Raw genomic sequence first — 16,927 nt, 5'->3', positions numbered from 1 at the left:
AGGGAAAGCCGTCGATGTCGCTGCTCAACCGCCACCCAGCGCCGCTCGCGCTCGCCGCCGCCTGCCTGATGATGCTGCAATCCGGCGATGCCGAAGCCCAGCGGCGGCGCCAGCAGGCGCCGGCCTCGACCGAGGTGACGGTGCAGAATCGCGCCGGCGCCACCCTGCAGTACCTGTTCGTCACGCCGGTGGGCGAGGTGTCCTGGGGCGAGGACCGGCTCGGCAACGACACGGTGGCGCGCAACCGCTCCCACACCTTCACCCTCGAGGGCGACCAGTGCCGCCACGATCTCAGGGCGATCTACGAGAGCGGCCGGGAGGAGACGCGGTTCGGGCTCGACCTGTGCGCCCGCCCCGAGGTGGCGCTGAACGGGCGCACCCAGACCTCCAACACCGACCTTCAGCGCCAGGGCCCGGTGGCGCTCTACATCGTGCGCAACCGCTCCGGCGCGACCCTTCAGGTGCTGAAGCTCGTGGCGCCCGGCGGCAACGAGAGCGAGGACGTGCTCGGCGCGACGGTGCTGGAGACCGGACAGACCTTCACCGGCCGCTTCCGGCGCGGCGGCGGCTGCACCTATGACGTGGTGGCGACCTTCGACGGGGCGGGCGACCGCACCCTTACGGGCCGCAACCTCTGCACCAACCGCGAGGTGGTGTTCGGGCCGGAGGCGGAGGGCCAGCCGCAGGCCCGCCGTGACGGCGGCCGGGAGAGGCCCGCGGAGCCGGCCGGCGAGCCGCTGGCCTTCGTGGTGCAGAACCGCGGCGCCATCCCGATCCAGTATCTCTACGTGCGTCCGCGCGGCACCAGCGCGTGGGGCGAGGACCGCCTGGGCAGCGACACCATCGCCGCCCGCGGCTCGTTCCAGGTGAGCATGCCGCGGCGCGGCTGCGAATATGACGTGAAGGTGCGGTTCGACAACGACCGCGAGGAGGTCCGCAACGCGGTCAACCTGTGCGAATCGCCGGAATTCGTCGTCACCGGCCCGGCGCTCGCCACCGGCCGGGGCGACCGCAAGCAGCGGCCGACGGCGCGTGCCGCCCAGCCCTCGATCTCGCAGATCGTCATCGTCAACGAGGGCGAGCGGCCGATCGAGTCGCTGTTCATCTCCTCGTCCAAGGTCTCCTCCTGGGGCGACGACATGCTGAACCCGGAGGTGCGGATCCAGCCGGGCGCCCGCTTCACCGCCCGCGTCGAGCGGGACGATCAGTGCAATTACGACCTCAGGATCGTCTATCAGGGGGGACGCGAGGAGCGGCGCATGCGGCAGAACCTCTGCCAGCGCCAGGAAATCGCCTTCGGCGGCGCCAACGCCTTCCGCATCGACGGCGGCGGCCCCGAGAACGGCCGGCGGGTGGTCTTCACCAACAACGGCCGCGGCGACGTGCGCGAGGTCTATCTCACCCCCGTCACCGACACCCACTGGGGCGACGATCGGCTCGGCTCGGAACTGATGCCCCGCCGCTTCCGGCTCGAGCTCAGGCTGCCCACCGAGGGCGGCTGCCGCTGGGACCTGAAGGTGGTCTTCGAGGGCGGCCAGTCCATGGAGAAGCGCGACCAGGACCTCTGCGCGACGCCGGAAATGGCCATCGGCCGCGCCGGTCGTCCCGGCCAGGTCGCATCGACCGGCACCGGCTTCTACATCAACGAAAACGGCCACATCCTGACCAACCACCACGTCATCGACGGTTGCGCCACGGTGGCGATCTCCCGGCCCGGCGGCCAGCGCGTGCCGCTGCGCCTGATCGGCGCCGACGAGGGCGCGGACCTCGCGGTCCTAGTGCAGGAGAACACCACCTCCCAGCCGCTGCGGCTGCGCAACGGCGCCGGCGTCAACGTGCGCGGCGGCGAGCGCGTGGTGCTGGTCGGCTACCCCGCCCGCTCGCAGCTCGGCGGCGTCAACGTCACCGAGGGCATCGTCTCGGGCCTGCGCGGCGCGCTCGGCGACCAGAGCCGGTTCCAGTACACGGCGCCGACCCAGCCGGGCAATTCCGGGGGACCGGTGCTCGACGCTTCGGGCCTGGTGGTCGGCGTCGTCGTCTCGCAGATCGACAAGATCTCCGGCGAGCGGACGGCGCAGAACATCAATTTCGGCATCAAGCTCGACCTGGTGCGCAGCTTCCTCGCCGCCAACAGCGTGACGCCGACGGAGGGCGAAGCGGGTGCCAGCCTGCCGACCAGCGACATCCTGCAGAACTCCGACCAGTCGGTGGTGCCGCTGGACTGCCTGGAATAGGCGCAGCCCTCACCCGCGAGACAAGACGGCCCGGGGCGACCCGGGCCGTTTTCGTGTCACGGCCGGCCTTCGCGCGGCGGCCAGGGCCAGGGCAGGCCGAGAAGCCGCGCCGCGATCCACACGGCGGCGAGCGCCACGACGGCGCCGGCGACGCCGTCGAGGATCCAATGGTGGTCGAGATAGACGCTGCCGACGAACATGGCCGTGGCGTAGGTCAGATGCAGCGGCCAGGTGCGCCAGGTGGCGCGGCCGAGGGCGGCGAAGAGGCCGATCAGCGGGAAGGCGACGTGCATCGAGGGCATGGCGCCGAAGGCATTGGCGGCGCGGGCGTAGAACTGGCGGAAATAGGTCATGCCGAAGAGGTCGTCGACGCGCAGCAGGCCGGCGGCATTGGCGGCCGCCTTCACGTCGACGAGGCAGCCGTTCATGCGCACGTACCAGGGCGGCGCCGCCGGCACGATCAGCCACATGGCGAAGCCGATGGCATGGGCGATGGCGAAGGCCCAGAGATAGAGGGCCATGCGCTCCCGGTCGCGGACGAAGAGATAGAGCGCATAGACCGGCACGACATAGAGGAAGGCGGCATAGGGAACGGCGAAGAAGACGTCCCAGAAGGGCGCCGTGTGCTGCTGCAGCCAGTCGCCGGGCGTGACGTTCGGCGCGACGGCGAAAAGCTTCAGCTCGAGGGCGCGCAGGTCGCAGGCATGGACCCGCTCCGGCGTGACGAAGACCGGAACGACGAAGCGCATGGCGTCGGAGGCGATGGCCACGAGCACGCCGGGATAGAGCGCGGCGGTGATGCGCTGGGTGGTGCGGTTGTACAGGCCGAGAACCAGCACCAGGCCGCCGATCAGCGCATGTTCGGGCCGGAACTGCCCGGCGGGGATCATGGCGAGGGCGTAGAAGGTCGGCGCCAGCGGCGCCAGCCACCAGCGGCCCCACAGGTCCGTCAGGCGGCTCAAGGCGGTGTCGATCATGTCAGGTCTCAGGCGGCGGTGTCGCGGCCGGTCGGGGCGTCCGCAACGGCGCGCACCTCCGGCACCCGGGCGTCGATGACGTTGCGGGCGACGCGGAGTGCATCGGCCGCGGCGAGGAGGCTGAGCACGCCGACGAGGCCTATGCCGCCGAGCGTGAATGCCGGCGAGACCATGCCGAGCAGCAGCGAGAGCGCGATCAGCACCATGCGGTCGCCGCGGCGCATCCACAGCGGCGGCAGTTGCACCTTCAGGCCCTCGCAGCGCGCCCGCACGTAGGACACCGTATAGGCGGCGAGCAGGGTGAAGGCCGGCACCACCGCCATCCAGCCGGAGGTGGCGTAGAAGACGGTGAGGCCGAGGAGCGGGGAGGCGTCGGTGATGCGGTCGACGGTCGAATCGAGCAGGGCGCCGTAGCGGCTGACCGTGCCGGTGGAGCGCGCGAGCGGGCCGTCCAGCATGTCGAAGACGCCGGAGAGCAGCAGGAACAGCGTCGACCAGCCGAAGGCGCCATAGGCGGCGAGGATGCCGGAGACGAGGGCCGGCAACAGCGACAGCAGCGTCAGCGTGTTGGGCGTGACGCCCGTGCGCGCCAGCACGGAGGCCACCTTCGCCAGAGTGCCCGCGAAGGACGCACTGCGGGCGACATCCTGGAGGGAGGCGCCCCGTTCAAGGCTCGCGAGAAGCCGCGAGACCCAGCTTTCCGACATCAACCCGGCTCCCCGTTTGCCGCGTGCGGTGCTATGAGCCCGTCCTCACCCCGATAAGGAGCCGAGGCCGAGATGCGCCCCACTTTCCGGACCGCCCCGGCCTGCCGGCCATGATGATCCGCAACGCGCTGATGCGCTTCCGGCGCATGACGCCGGCTAGGCTCTATCAGGATCATGCCCGGGCACGCAAATTGATGCGCGAGCTACCGCCGCCGCGGCCCCCGTCGCCGGCCCGGCCGGAACGGCTCGTGGTGACGCTGACGACCGTCCCCGAGCGCATGGACAGGCTCGCGCCGGTGTTCCGCAGCCTCCTCGACCAGACGGTGGCGGCCGACCGCATCATCCTCGCCCGCCCGCAGGTGTCCCGGCGTTCGGGCCAGCCCTATCCGCAGCTCGACCCGCCCTTTCCCGGTGTCGACGTGCTCGATACCACCGACGAGGGGCCGGCCACCAAGTTGCTGCCGGCGCTCCTGGCCGAGCCCGCGGCGGCGATCATCGTCGTCGACGACGACGTCATCTATCCCTCCGACTTCCTCGAACAGATGCTCGCCTGGCATCGCCGCCTGCCGGGTGCCGCCATCGGCTGGCGCGGCTGGCGCATCGTGCCGGGCGCCCATCCCAAGCGCTTCCCCCACGTCTTCGCCACCGCCCTCGCCGCGCCGGAGCCTGTGGACATCCTCCTGGGCACCTGGGGCTATCTGGTGCCGCCCGGCGCCTTCGATGCGGCGGTGCACGACTTCTCCGGCCATGCGCCCGGCATCCGCTTCGTCGATGACGTGTGGTTCGCCGGGCATCTGGCGAAACGCGGCGTGCCACGCCTCGTCATCCCCGGGCGCGGCCTGCCGATCGAGACGGAAGCATCGAACCTCGCCGCCCTCACCTTCGGCCCGAACAGTTCCGGCACCAACGACCTCAATGCCATCGCCGCCTTCCGGGACTGGTGGTAGAGACGTAACGGCAAGATCTTCCACACATCCCGTGCCCTGCCGCGCGGCCCTCCGGCCCATCCGCGCAATATACCTCCGCATCGCGAGGGCATTTTCAGCGAATTCTCCGGATGATCCTGCAAATGCGTTGAAACGACGTTCACGTTTCCAAGCATTCGCCGGACCTGCAGGCGTCAAACGACTGGAAATGGCGGTCGGTCTGCTCGACCATGGCGGCCGTCACGTGCAGGACATCACCCCGGACAGCCCCGGCGGCCCGTCCAGCGCCCCCCAGCCGGAGACCGCCCCATGTGCCTTTCGTGCGCCTTCCCCACCGCCTCGTCCCGCCGCTCCTTCCTGAAGGCCGGCGCCGGCCTCGCCCTCGCAGGGGGGCTCGCCCTGCCCGGCCCCGCCGTAGCCCAGGCCCCCGCCGCCCTGAGCGGCGAGGAGGCGCTGAAGCGGCTGATGGAGGGCAATGCCCGCTACGTCGCCAATGCGCCGGAGCAGCGCGACTTCTCGGCCCGGCGGGCGGCGCTGTCGCGCTCGCAGCACCCCTTCGCCTCCATCGTGAGCTGCGCCGATTCGCGCGTCGCCCCCGAACTCGCCTTCGACCAGGGCGCCGGCGACCTCTTCGTGGTCCGCGTCGCCGGCAATTTCGTCAACCAGGACGGGCTCGCCAGCCTCGAATTCGGCGCGGCGGTGCTGCGCTCCCAGCTCATCCTCGTGCTCGGCCACACGCGCTGCGGCGCCATCTCCGCGGCCATCGACGTGGTCCGCAACAACACGCAGTTGCCCGGCCATCTGCCGCAGCTCATCGACGCCATCAAGCCGGCGGTCCATGCGGCCGACGCCGAGAAGCCGTCGGACATGCTGGCGGCGACCATCGCGGCCAATGTCCGTCTCAACGTCGAAAAGCTGAAGACCTCGACGCCGGTCCTCGCCGGCCTGGTGGCGGAGAAGAAGCTGACGGTGGCCGGCGGCGTCTACGACCTCGCCACCGGCAAGGTCACGCTCATCTGAGGCGGCAGGCCCGCCGTCGGACAACGTCGGCCGGCCGTCGTAGACCCGGCCGGCCGTCGTGCAGGCGAGGGCCTCTCCCCCTCGCCTGCGAAATGCTCTAAGAGCGCGGCCATGCCCGCTCCTCTCCCGCCCCTGCGCGTCGCGCTCACCGTCGACATGGAACCGGACTGCCCGCCGTTCCTTTGGACATGGCGGGGGGTGACGGAAGGCGCGCCGCGCCTCCTCGACCTCTTCGCGCGCGAAGAGGTGCCGGTCACCTGGTTCACCACCGGCGAGACGGCACGGCTGCATCCGGCCGCGGTCACGGCGGTGGTCGACGGCGGCCACGAACTCGCCTGCCACGGCGTCACCCACCAGCGCTTCGACTGGATGTCGAAGGACAGCGCCCGCTGGGAGATTCAGGATTCGACCCGGCGGCTGCGCGACTTCGGCGAGATCACCTCGTTCCGCGCGCCCTATCTGCGCTTTCCCGGCCATTATCTCGACCTGCTCCAGGACGAGGGTTTCGCCCTCGATTCCTCGCAGGCGCGCTACAAGAAGGACGTGCCGGGCGAGGAGAACGCGCCGGGCCTCGTGCGCATCCCCGCCTCCATCACCTCCAGCGCCCTGCGCATCCCCAAACTGCTGCGGGAGTATTTCCTCGGCCGGCTGCCCGACCCCGTGGTGCTCTTCGTCCACCCCTGGGAGTTCGTCGACTTCCGCCAGTCGACCCTGCGCTACGACTGCCGCTTCCGCACCGGACAGCCGGCGCTGGACGCCCTCGCCTCGGTGATCGGCTATTTCAAGGGGCGCGGGGCGACCTTCATGACCATGCGGGACCTGGGCGCCCAGGTGAAGGGGACCGCGGCATGAGCGTGCCCGCCGCCACGGACGCGGCCGCGCCGCCCTCACGCCGCCTATGGTGGATTCTCGGCTGGTGCGTGCTGGCCCTGTTCACCGGCATCGCCGCCTATGCCCTGCCCTGGGCGGACGTCATCGCCGCCCTGGCGGGCGCCAAGTGGCACTGGGCGGTGCTCGCCGTCTTCGTCTCGCTGGCGGGCTGGCCCTTCTGGATCCTGCAATGGCAGCTGCTGGCGCCGAAGGCGCACCGGCCGAGCTTCGCCCGGATGGCGCAGGTGACGGCGCTGAGCGGGGCGGCCAACACCTCCCTGCCGATGACCGGCGTCGTCGCCTCGGTCGGCTTCCTCATCGTGCGCGGGCGGCTGCCGGCCTCCGCCGCCGCCTCGCTCTATACGGTGGACCAGCTCGTCACCGGCATCGGCAAGGTGGCGACGCTGTCGCTGGCCGCCCTGCTCGTGCCCGTGCCGGACTGGATCCGCTCCGGCCTCCTCGCGCTCGCCGGCGTCATGGCGCTGGTGACGGTCGCCCTGCTCGTCGCCGCCCATGGCGGCAACCGGCTGCGCCGCCTCGGCATCGGCCTGTCGCCGCGCCCGGCCCGGCTCCTCGGCCACGTCGCCGATTTCGTCGATCATCTCGAACCGCTTCGCAATCCGGTCCTGGGCAGCGCCGTGGTGCTGCTGACCTTCGCCAAGACCGCGGCCGAGGTGCTGATGGTGATGACCGTGCAGGTGGCGGTGGGCATCGAGCCCTCCGTCGCCGCGGCGGTGCTGGTGGTGGCGGCCCTCGACCTCGCCACCATGGCGCCGGTCTCGCCCGGCCATCTCGGCGTGTTCGAGGCGACCGTCATCCTCTGCTACCAGTATCTCGGCGTGCCGCTGCCGCTCGCCACCGCCGCGGCGCTGATCCATCACGGCGTGCTCTTCGTCGCCTCGCTGGTGAGTCTCGGCTATCTCGGCTGGGCGCTGCCGCAGGACGACAAGGGCCAGCGCCGGCTCGACGAGCCCTAGGCCAGCGCCGCCCGCGCCGCCTGATATTCCGCCTCGTAGAGCGGCGCCACCGCGCGCCAGTCGACGCCGTCCGGCGGCAGGGCCGCGGCGGCGGCAAGCCTCCGGCGCAGGCCAGGCTCCTCGGCCAGCCGGCGGATGGCGGCGGCGAGTTCGGCGTCGTCCGCCGCGAGGATGGCGTCCTCGCCGTCGTGCAGGAAATCGCGCGCCCCCGATTGGGCCATGGTGACGACGGGCAGGCCGGCGGCGCGCGCCTCGAGGGCGGCGATGCCGAAGGCCTCGAGCTTCGAGGCCAGCAGGAAGACGTCGGCGCCGTGCAGCCGTGCACGGATCGCCTCACGCGTCTCCCGTCCGGCGAGGACGATCCGGTCCTCCATGCCGGCGCGGCGGATGATGGCGGCGATGGCGGCCCGCTCGTCGCCGTCGCCGACGATGGTCAGGCGCGCCGCCCCCGGCGGCAGGCGCTGCACCGCCGCGGCGAAGGCCTTGACCAGCCAGCGCGCCCGCTTGCGCTTCTGCAGCCGCGTCACCGAGACGAACTCGACCGGCCCGTCGCCCCGCGGCGCGAGGCCGTCCGGGCGGCGCCACCATGAAAGGTCGATGCCGTTGGGAACGGCGGTCACGGCCCTGTCGCCGAGCAGCGGACGCAGCGCCGCGCCGGCGACGGTCGAGACCGCGGTGAAGCGGACGGCGGAGCGGCCGTAGCCGTGCAGGGCGTTCAGCGCCATGAGCGGCAGGTCGTAATATTTCAGCACCGAGTGGAAGGTGGCGACCGCCGGGATGCGCCTGCGGATGCAGTGCTGCACGGCGTGGTGGGCGATGGGCGCCACGTTGCCGCAATGGACGTGGACGACCTCCTCGCCACCGGCGTCGATGGCGGCCCTGAGCGCCGCGAAGACCGCCGGCGTGAAGGCGATGCCGAAACCGGGCAGGCGCGGCCCGGGCAGGCGCTCGACGGGGATGCCGTCCACCTGCGCCTCGCCGGGGACACCGCAGATCACCCGGACCTCGTGGCCGCGCTCGCGCAGCGCCAGGGCGAGATCGCGCATCTGCAGCTCGATGCCGCCGAGTCGCGGCACGAACCAGTCGCTCACGAGTGCGATCTTCAAGGGGCGGCTCTCATCGATGGGCGGGGCGGCGGGCGGTCACGCATAGCCGCGTTCGACGAACCATGTCCACGCCTCGCGCATGGCCTCGACGGCGGGACGCGGGCGATAGCCGATCTCGCGGATGGCCAGGGCCGAGGAAAAGTGATGGGGCATGCAGGCGACCTCCGCCGCGGCGCCGTTGAGCTCCGGTTCCCGGCCGGCGATGCGCCCCCAGAGGTCCCCCGCCCGTCCGGCGGCGCGGACCAGTGCGGCAGGCGCCTCGACGACCCGCGAGGCGCGGCCCGCCGCCCGCCGCATCAGGCGGAAGGCTTCGGCGTAGGTCAGCGCCTCGCCCGACAGGACATAGCGCGGCGAGGGCGGCGGGGCGGCCGCCAGGGAGAGAATCGCCTCGGCGACGGCGCCGGCATGGCAGAAGTCGTTGCCGCCCGGCGGGGCGAGGGCGAAAGGGCCGCGGACCGCGGCCAGCAGCAGCCGGCCGGAGGAGGGTTTCCAGTCCCAGGGTCCGAGCAGGAAGCCGGGGTGGACGATGGTCGCGGCGAGGCCCCGCTCCATCTCCGCCAGCACCGCAGCCTCGGCCAGCCGCTTTGTGGCGGCGTAAGTGGTATCACGTGGGTGGGGCGCCGCAGGTGTCTCGTCGCCGGGTTCCTTGCGCGTTCCCCAGGCCAGAGTATCGACCGTGGAGACGTGGATCAGACGTGCGCCGGCTGCACGGCAGGCGCTCGCGAGTCGCTGCGTGGCCACCACGTTGTCCCGCCGGGACGCCTCGCCGCCGGTGCTGCCGATGGCCACCCGGGCGGCGCAATGGACGACGATCCCGGCCTTTTCCACGATTTTTTCGAGGGAGTCCGTCGCGAGGTCGCCATGGGCCACCGGCAGGTCGAGGCCGGCGAGCGCCGCCTCTCCCGCCCGTCCGCGCAGCCAGGCGGTGGCCGAAAGGCCGCGCGCGGCGGCCGCCCGCAACACGGTGTTACCGAGAAGGCCGGCCGCGCCTGTCACGATCATGACGGAAGCACTTCAAATGAGGGAACAATGCAGTATAAGGAGCCGCGCGCAGCCGGTGGTCTTCGGCCCGAGCGCCTGGAGATGTTTCGTGTCACGGTCTGCCATTCGTGTTGCCATCGTCGGTGTGGGCAATTGCGCCGCCTCGTTCGTTCAGGGTCTGCACTACTACAAGGACGCCAAGCCCGGTGAGTCGATCCCGGGGCTGATGAATGTCGAGGTCGGCCCGTACCATATCCGCGACGTCGAGATCGTGGCGGCCTTCGACATCGACAGCCGCAAGGTGGGCCAGGACGTCGCCGACGCCATCCTCGCCAAGCCGAACAACACGATCCAGTTCGCCAAGGTGCCGCCGACCGGCGTGACCGTGCAGCGCGGCCCGACCCTCGACGGCGTCGGCAAGCATCTGGTCGGCGTCGTGACCGAATCGAAGGAGGCCCCCTCCGACGTGACGGCGGTGCTGAAAGCCGCCCGCGCCGAGGTCATTATCTGCTACCTGCCGGTCGGATCGCAGAAGGCCTGCGAGTTCTACGCCGAGCGCGCCCTGGAGGCCGGCTGCGGCTTCATCAACTGCGTGCCGGTCTTCATCGCCTCCAATCCCGACTGGGCGAAGCGCTTCACCGAGAAGGGCCTGCCGATCGTCGGCGACGACATCAAGAGCCAGGTCGGCGCGACCATCGTCCACCGCGTGCTCGCCCGCCTCTACGAGGACCGCGGCGTCAAGATCGAGCGCACCTACCAGCTCAATTTCGGCGGCAACACCGACTTCCTCAACATGCTGGAGCGCGAGCGCCTGTCGTCGAAGAAGAAGTCGAAGACCCAGGCCGTCTCCAGCCAGATCGACGTGCCGATCGAGGCCGACAACATCCATATCGGCCCGAGCGACTTCGTGCCCTTCCTCGACGACCGGAAGATGGCCTATATCCGCATCGAGGGCACCGGTTTCGGCGGCGTTCCGCTGAACATGGAGCTGAAGCTCGAGGTCTGGGACTCGCCCAATTCCGCCGGCGTTGTGATCGACGCCGTGCGCTGCTGCCGCATCGCCCTCGACCGCAAGCAGGGCGGGCCGATCGGCGGGCCGTCGAGCTACTTCATGAAGTCGCCGCCCAAGCAGTACACCGACCCGGAGGCGCGCGACCTCACCATCGCCTTCATCGAGGGCGAGCGCTGAGAGCCGCTGCGGCGACCGCCCGGCGGCGCGCCCACCCCGCGGGGCCGGCGCCATGCTGATCGCGCGCCGCCTGACCAAGGCCCATGACGGACGCCCCACGGTACGGGGCGTCGATCTCGCTCTGCGCCGCGGCGAGGTCGTCGGCCTGCTCGGCCCCAACGGCGCCGGCAAGACCACCACCTTCTCGATGATTGCGGGCATGCAGGTGCCCGACAGCGGCGTCGTCATGCTCGACGACAAGAACATCACGCGTCTGCCGCTGTTCATGCGCGCGCGCATGGGCCTCGGTTACCTGCCGCAGGAGGCCTCGATCTTCCGCGGATCCTCGGTCGAGGACAACATCCTCATCGTGCTGGAATCGCTGATCGCCGATCGAAAGGCGCTGCGCGCCAGGCTCGACGGCCTCCTCGAGGAATTCGGCATCACCCATGTCCGCCGCTCCAAGGCCGGGGCCCTGTCGGGCGGCGAGCGGCGGCGGCTGGAGATTGCCCGGACGCTCGCGAGCGACCCCTCCTTCATCCTGCTGGACGAGCCCTTCGCCGGCGTCGATCCCATCGCGGTGACCGAGGTGCGCATCCTCGTGCGCAAGCTTTCGGCCCGCGGCATTGGCGTGCTGGTGACCGACCACAACGTGCGGGAGACGCTGAGCCTGGTCGACCGGGCCTATATTCTCGACGGCGGGCTCATCCTCGCCTCGGGTTCGGTCGAGCACATCGTCGCCGACCCGCGGGTGAAGGCGGTCTACCTCGGCGCCGATTTCGTGCTCTGACCGGTGTCACTTCGGCGCAACAGCCGGCCGCCTCCCCGATCCCGCCAATCCGCGGACACATCCCCGCAACGAACCCGCCGCGCTGCGGACACGGTTCGTTCATCATGTTGCTTTACGTTTCACGCCGTCACAGTGGGGTCACGCGTATGCAACTCTTCGATGGACTGGGTGTCGCCATCGCGCTGGCCTGCGGCCTGCTCACCATGCGCGTGATCGTCGGCGTCTGACCGCCTAGAGCCAGCCGAGCCGCCAGAGCCCGAACACCAGGGCGAGCGCGAAGACCCCCGCCACGGCGTCGTCCAGCATGATGCCGAAGCCTTCGGCGACATGCTCGTCGATATGGCCGATCGGCCAGGGCTTGACGATGTCGAAGAGGCGGAAGGCGAGGAAGCCGACCATCACCGCGCGCAGGCCCGGCGGCGAGAAGGCGATGACGGCGGCCATGGCCCAGGTCTCGTCGAAGACGATCGCGGGATGGTCGTGGAGCCCCGACCGGACGGCGGTGACGCCGCAGGCCCAGACCCCGACGACGAAGGCGGCCGCCACCACGGCGAGAGCCACGGCGGCCGGGGCCGCCTGCAGAGCCAAGCCGATCGGAATGCCGACGAGAGCCCCGAGCGTGCCCGGCCCGTAGGGAAAGAGGCCCGCGCCGCCCACCAGGGCGAGGAGAGAGGCGGGATGGCTCACCATGAAGGCGGCATCCACCGGGACGAGAGCGCCCGTACCGTCTGCCGTGCTCATGCCCCCTCGCTTCCCGTCACCGGATCCGCATAGACCCGGTAGCGTTTGGAAATCGTTCCGCCCGCGCCTTCGATGATACGGCGCATACGCACATTGTCGTCAAGAATCCAGCTCATCTCGATTTCGGCAGGCTGGGGATTGGCGGCGATCAGCCGCGCGATGGCGACGATCGGCAGCCTTGCGCCGAGGATCGTGTCGCGCAGGTCGGTCCTGACGCCGAGCAAGGTGACGCGCTTGGAGGCGAAACGATGGGTCAGGATGCGCCAGGCGAGCCGCGCCCAGTTGAACGGCAGCAGCCGGCCCTCGAAGCCGCGGAACAGTTCATAGCCGTTCGGCATGATGAAGGCGAAGGCGGCGGGCCGGCCCTCGTGTTCCAGGAAGACGGCGTGGTCGCACCTGAGGATCGGCCGGATCACCCGCAGGAGGGTGGTCAGCTCAGCCGTGGCGAGCGGAATGAAGCCCCAGTTGTCCCGCCAGGAGGCGTTGAAGAGCTCGGTCATGATCGCCGCTTCGGCGGCGAGGTTTCCCAGCCTGAGCTTGCGGGCGGTGATGCGGCTGCCCGCGGGAAGCTCGGCGAAGCGAACGCCGCGCCAGCGGGCACCCTGCTCGATGGGCACGGAATAGGCCAGCAGGTCCTTCACCGGCACGAGGCCGGCCGCCTCCACATGAGCGCCGAGATAGGGCGGATGCCAGGGCATGAGCACCATGTCGCCGCGATCCTGACCCTCGACCTGGACGCCGACCTCCTCGTTGATCGAATAGGTGAAGGGACCTTCGATCCGGTGCCGGCCGCGGGCCGCATGCCAGGCGCGCGCGGCGGCGACGAGGCCGGCGACGACGGCGGGATCGTCCACCGCGTCGAGGCAGCCGAAATGGCCGATGCCGGTGCGCCCCTCCGGCGTCAGCCGGTCGAACTGGGCCGAGATGCGGCCGAGCGGGCGGCCCTGCTCGTCGCTGGCGATGAAGAATGCGGCCTCGCCATGGGTGAAGAAGGGGGCGACGCGCCGGTCGAGCAGCAGGGTGCGCTCGAGATCCAGCGGCGGCTGAAATCCGGGCAGGCCCGAATAGAGTTGTCGCGGGATGCGGACGAAGCGTCTAAAATCGCGCCGTGACCGTGCTTCAGCAATCTGCAACCGAATTCGTCCCCGATGGGCGCGGGAGGCCGCTGCCGTTCAGCCTGCGGGCTCTCTACACCGCGGCGCGGGCCGAAGCCAGCGCGGGACGCGCCCCGTGGTGAGAAGCCTCTTCGCGCTGAAGCGGCGGCTGGTCTCGCAGCTCGACCTCGGCGGCCGGGCGCGCCGCTTCCCGAGCCAGCAGGCGCACCGGATCATGCGCGACGTCACCGTGCAGGTGGCGCTGGTGCTGCTGCTGATCGAGAGCATCTTCGTCGCCGAGCAGCTCATTTCCGGCCTGCTCGAGGAGGTGCTGAAGATCCGCGCCCCGCTCGCCAAGACCATCGCCATGATGGCCACCATGCTGCCGCAGGTCTTCGAGCTGGCGCTGCCCACGGCCATCCTCATCGCCGTCTATCGCGTCTCGCTCGGCCTCAGGGAGGACCGCGAGTTCCTCATGCTGTCGAGCCTCGGCATTCCGCCGCACGGGCTCATCCGGCTGGTCATCCGCATCGGCATCTGGGCGCAGATCGCCGCCCTGGCGGTGGGCGGCTTCGTCGATCCGCTGGCGCGCTACGCCTTCCGGCTGGTGATGTTCTCCTCCCAGTACCACGCCCTGACCGGGGGAACGGTCACCGCCAACCGGCTGTTCGAGACGCGGATCGGCACGGTGTCGGTGATGCCGCGCTCCGACGGCGTGCCCACCCCGCGCCTCTTCGTGCGCCAGCCGACGGAGGGCGGCGGCGAGCGGATCGTGGTCGCCAACGGCACCCGCCTGGTGGGCCCCGACCTCGACGGGCGCGTGGCGCTCCATCTCTACGACTTCGCCGTGGACGACTTCCCCGCACCGCCGGCGGGCGCCAGCGGCCCGCAGCAATGGCCGGTGGCGCCAACCTCCTCCCTGCGCGGCACCTCCACCCAGCAGAGCCTCGTGTTCAACGACATCGTGCCCTTCGACCCGCGCGGGCGGAACATCGCCGAACTGACCCTGCCCGAACTCCTCACCGGCGCCTTCACGCGCACGGGCGAGAGGCTGGAACTGGCCAAGCGCATCGGGCGGAGCCTTCTCTGCCTCATCGCGCCGCTGATCGCGCTGCTGGCGCTGTCGTTCACGACGCGGGCCAACCAGGCCTTCGTCCTGCCGCTCGCCTGCGCCGGCCTGATGACCATGGAGATCGCCGGCACCTCGGTGCTGGCGGGCGTCCTGCCGGCGGGTCTGTGGCCGGTGCTGTCGCTGGTGGCCGCGGGCGGTCTCACCATCGGCGTCGGCCTCGTCATCGCCGTGGCGCTGCGCTCGTCGGCCATCGCGCGACCGGGACTCAGCCGCTCGTGACGGCGCTTCCCACCCCCGCCCCCGAAACCGGCCGCCGCTTCGGCCTGGTGCCCTTCGGCACCTTCACGCGCACGCTCACCCTCGCCCATGCGAGCCATGTGGGAACCGTGGCCGCGGCGCTCCTCATCGTCGCCCTGACGCTGGACCTCGCCTCACGCGCCGACCGGGTCGTGGCGCAGGCGAGCGGCGGCGCGGCGGGCGTCGCCCTGCTGATGGGCTGGTACCTGCTGCTGCGCATCTGCGACGTCATCGGCAACCTTCTGCCGCTGGCCTGTTTCATGGGGCTGTTCTGGTCGGAAATCACGCTGACCCAGTCGCGCGAGCGCATCGTGATCTGGAACGGCGGGCGCTCGCCGCTGCAGTCGCTGATGCCGCTCTTCGTCCTCGGGGCCCTTTTCGGGGCGCTGCAGGTGACCGCGCTCTCGGTGCTGCGGCCGGCCGCCGTCGCCGTGCAGATCGACAGCCGCCTCGGCAGCTACGGCGAGCGCTTCGACCGGCGGCTGAAGCCGGACGAGCGGCGCTGGATCGTGCTCGCCGACCACATGGTCCAGGCGCGGATCGACTTCCGCAACCGGACGCTCGTCGACGTGCAGCTCTTCGAACTGTCGGAGGGCGGGCGCCTGACCGGGCGGGTGGCCGCCGCCAGCGCCTCGCCGGGCGAGACGGCAGGGACCTGGATCTTCCGGGACGGCATCCGCTGGACGGCGCCGGCGGGCGACGCGCCGACCCAGGCGACCGGCACGGGCGCGACGCGGCGATTCGCCGAGGAACGGATCGCAATGCCGCTGGAGCCGCTCTGGCTCGCCAATCTCGGCATCGACGCGCGCTACTTGCCGCAATCCACCCTGTCGGCGCTGGCGAGCCTCGAGGGCCTGAACGAGCCCTCTTACCGCGCCTGGTGGCACGTCCGCATCGCCCAGGCGGTGCTGCCGCTCGGCATGATGCTGATGGCCTCGGCACTGTCCATGACACTGCTTGCCCAAAGGACGCAGTTCAAGCCGATGATCCTGATCGGCCTCGCCGGCTATTTCCTCTATGTCACCAACAACGTGGTGGTCTGGCTCGGGGAATATGGGCAGTTGCATCCCCTGTTCGCGGCGTGGTTCATGCCGCTGGCGATGATCGCCACCGGCCTCGGCCTGATGGCGCGCATCGAGCGGGCGGGGCGAGGCGGCCCCTTGCCCACCGCCCTGTCGCGTCCGGAGCCTCCGTGATCCCTCTCGTCCTGCATCAGACATGGAAATCGGCCGACCTGCCGGCCGATCTCGCCGCCTTCCAGCAGAGCTTCGTGCGCCACAATCCGGCAATCACCCTGCGCTTCTACGACGATGCCGCCATGGACCGGTTCGTCGCCGAGCGGTTTCCGCACCTCGCCTCCGTCTACGAGGCCGTCAGGTTCCCGGTGCAGAAGGCCGACCTTTTCCGCGTCCTCGTGGTGCTGGCCGAGGGCGGCATCTACGCCGACATGGACATGGAGTGCCTGGCGCCGCTCGCCCCGGTGCTGGGGCGGGATCGGGCCGTCTTCGGGATCGAGGCGCAGGTGACCGGCATCCGCCAGCGCGAACTCGGCTACGACCAGCCGTTCCAGATCGCCAATTGCATCTTCGCCGCGCCGGCCGGCCATCCCTTCCTCGCCGCCTTCGCCGAGGAGATGGGCCGCAGCCTGTCGGAACGGCCGGTGACCGAGCGCCGCGACATCGAGGACGCGACGGGGCCGAAGGCGCTGACGCGGTTCTTCTATGCCACTCGTCCCGCTGGTGTGGACGTGCTGCACCAGATCGCCTGGGTGCCGCCGGACCTCTATGCCGACCTGCCGCTGCTCGGCCGGCGCATCCTCTGCCGTCACCATTTCCTCGGCAGTTGGAAAGGCGCGGAGCGCCCGTCCCTGTCCCGCCGCATCATCGAGCGCAACCGCCTGCCGAACCCCTTCCCGCGCGGGCCGTGGCACGAATTCGGCTGGGAGGATGCTGGCGGGCGCTGACGGG

Annotated in this window: 17 protein-coding genes; 11 read left to right on the top strand and 6 right to left on the bottom strand. The window is 70.8% G+C overall.

Annotated elements, in window-relative coordinates; all coding sequences use genetic code 11:
* Positions 1-14: 14 nt before the first annotated feature.
* On the top strand, positions 15-2,234 hold the full coding sequence (locus C6569_RS01080; protein ID WP_181313867.1) for a S1 family peptidase: 2,220 nt from the start codon (positions 15-17) through the stop codon (positions 2,232-2,234).
* 56 nt (positions 2,235-2,290) lie between these two features.
* Here C6569_RS01080 and C6569_RS01075 read toward each other — a convergent pair whose 3' ends face one another.
* On the bottom strand, positions 2,291-3,211 hold the full coding sequence (locus tag C6569_RS01075; protein WP_106747107.1) for a phosphatase PAP2 family protein: 921 nt from the start codon (positions 3,209-3,211) through the stop codon (positions 2,291-2,293).
* An 8-nt stretch (positions 3,212-3,219) separates the two neighbouring features.
* Complete coding sequence (locus C6569_RS01070; protein ID WP_106747106.1) at positions 3,220-3,918, bottom strand: CDP-alcohol phosphatidyltransferase family protein; 699 nt, start codon at positions 3,916-3,918, stop codon at positions 3,220-3,222.
* 251 nt (positions 3,919-4,169) lie between these two features.
* On the opposite strand from C6569_RS01070, the gene C6569_RS01065 reads away from it, so the two are divergent.
* The 4 genes from C6569_RS01065 (at position 4,170) to C6569_RS01050 (ending at position 7,711) form a co-directional block, all read left to right on the top strand.
* Positions 4,170-4,865, top strand: a complete 696-nt coding sequence (locus C6569_RS01065) for a hypothetical protein (protein WP_146144701.1) — start codon at positions 4,170-4,172, stop codon at positions 4,863-4,865.
* Between the two features lie 288 nt (positions 4,866-5,153).
* Positions 5,154-5,864 (top strand): carbonic anhydrase, encoded by a 711-nt coding sequence (locus C6569_RS01060; RefSeq protein ID WP_106747104.1) that lies wholly within the window; start codon positions 5,154-5,156, stop codon positions 5,862-5,864.
* Between the two features lie 111 nt (positions 5,865-5,975).
* Positions 5,976-6,716: a polysaccharide deacetylase family protein gene (locus C6569_RS01055; RefSeq protein ID WP_106747103.1), complete on the top strand. Its 741-nt coding sequence runs from the start codon at positions 5,976-5,978 to the stop codon at positions 6,714-6,716.
* Positions 6,713-7,711, top strand: a complete 999-nt coding sequence (locus C6569_RS01050) for a lysylphosphatidylglycerol synthase transmembrane domain-containing protein (protein ID WP_106747102.1) — start codon at positions 6,713-6,715, stop codon at positions 7,709-7,711. The genes C6569_RS01055 and C6569_RS01050 overlap by 4 nt, the downstream gene beginning before the upstream one ends.
* Here the strand turns inward: C6569_RS01050 and C6569_RS01045 are convergent.
* On the bottom strand, positions 7,708-8,817 hold the full coding sequence (locus C6569_RS01045; RefSeq protein WP_106747101.1) for a glycosyltransferase family 4 protein: 1,110 nt from the start codon (positions 8,815-8,817) through the stop codon (positions 7,708-7,710). The two genes, C6569_RS01050 and C6569_RS01045, sit on opposite strands and share 4 nt — an antisense overlap.
* 36 nt (positions 8,818-8,853) lie before the next feature.
* Entirely contained in the window at positions 8,854-9,819 is a 966-nt protein-coding gene (locus C6569_RS01040; protein ID WP_106747100.1) for an NAD-dependent epimerase/dehydratase family protein, read from the bottom strand.
* An 88-nt stretch (positions 9,820-9,907) separates the two neighbouring features.
* Between C6569_RS01040 and C6569_RS01035 the strand changes: the two genes are divergently transcribed.
* From C6569_RS01035 to C6569_RS22340, 3 genes are all read left to right on the top strand, one after another.
* Positions 9,908-10,987: an inositol-3-phosphate synthase gene (locus tag C6569_RS01035; protein ID WP_106750832.1), complete on the top strand. Its 1,080-nt coding sequence runs from the start codon at positions 9,908-9,910 to the stop codon at positions 10,985-10,987.
* 52 nt (positions 10,988-11,039) lie between these two features.
* Positions 11,040-11,756, top strand: coding sequence for an LPS export ABC transporter ATP-binding protein (gene lptB / locus C6569_RS01030; protein ID WP_106747099.1), 717 nt, complete (start codon positions 11,040-11,042; stop codon positions 11,754-11,756).
* Between the two features lie 104 nt (positions 11,757-11,860).
* Positions 11,861-11,983: a hypothetical protein gene (locus C6569_RS22340; protein WP_281260385.1), complete on the top strand. Its 123-nt coding sequence runs from the start codon at positions 11,861-11,863 to the stop codon at positions 11,981-11,983.
* A gap of 4 nt (positions 11,984-11,987) precedes the next feature.
* Here C6569_RS22340 and C6569_RS01025 read toward each other — a convergent pair whose 3' ends face one another.
* Positions 11,988-12,497, bottom strand: coding sequence for a phosphatidylglycerophosphatase A family protein (locus tag C6569_RS01025; RefSeq protein ID WP_215905779.1), 510 nt, complete (start codon positions 12,495-12,497; stop codon positions 11,988-11,990).
* Positions 12,494-13,630, bottom strand: a complete 1,137-nt coding sequence (locus C6569_RS01020; protein WP_146144700.1) for a hypothetical protein — start codon at positions 13,628-13,630, stop codon at positions 12,494-12,496. The genes C6569_RS01025 and C6569_RS01020 overlap by 4 nt, the downstream gene beginning before the upstream one ends.
* 97 nt (positions 13,631-13,727) lie before the next feature.
* Between C6569_RS01020 and C6569_RS01010 the strand changes: the two genes are divergently transcribed.
* From C6569_RS01010 to C6569_RS01000, 3 genes are read left to right on the top strand one after another with little or no spacing between them, the layout of a single operon-like run.
* Positions 13,728-14,942 carry an LptF/LptG family permease gene (locus C6569_RS01010; RefSeq protein WP_181313865.1) on the top strand — a complete coding sequence of 405 codons (1,215 nt, stop codon included), beginning with the start codon at positions 13,728-13,730 and terminating at the stop codon, positions 14,940-14,942.
* Positions 14,939-16,156, top strand: a complete 1,218-nt coding sequence (locus C6569_RS01005; RefSeq protein ID WP_181313864.1) for an LptF/LptG family permease — start codon at positions 14,939-14,941, stop codon at positions 16,154-16,156. The genes C6569_RS01010 and C6569_RS01005 overlap by 4 nt, the downstream gene beginning before the upstream one ends.
* Positions 16,153-16,923, top strand: a complete 771-nt coding sequence (locus C6569_RS01000) for a glycosyltransferase family 32 protein (protein ID WP_106747094.1) — start codon at positions 16,153-16,155, stop codon at positions 16,921-16,923. Before C6569_RS01005 ends, C6569_RS01000 begins: the two co-directional genes overlap by 4 nt.
* Positions 16,924-16,927 lie beyond the last annotated feature (4 nt).

Source organism: Phreatobacter cathodiphilus (assembly GCF_003008515.1).
In the GTDB taxonomy this organism is placed as follows: domain Bacteria; phylum Pseudomonadota; class Alphaproteobacteria; order Rhizobiales; family Phreatobacteraceae; genus Phreatobacter; species Phreatobacter cathodiphilus.
Note: the sequence above shows the minus strand (reverse complement) of the source record. Positions and strands in the feature narration are given on the sequence as shown.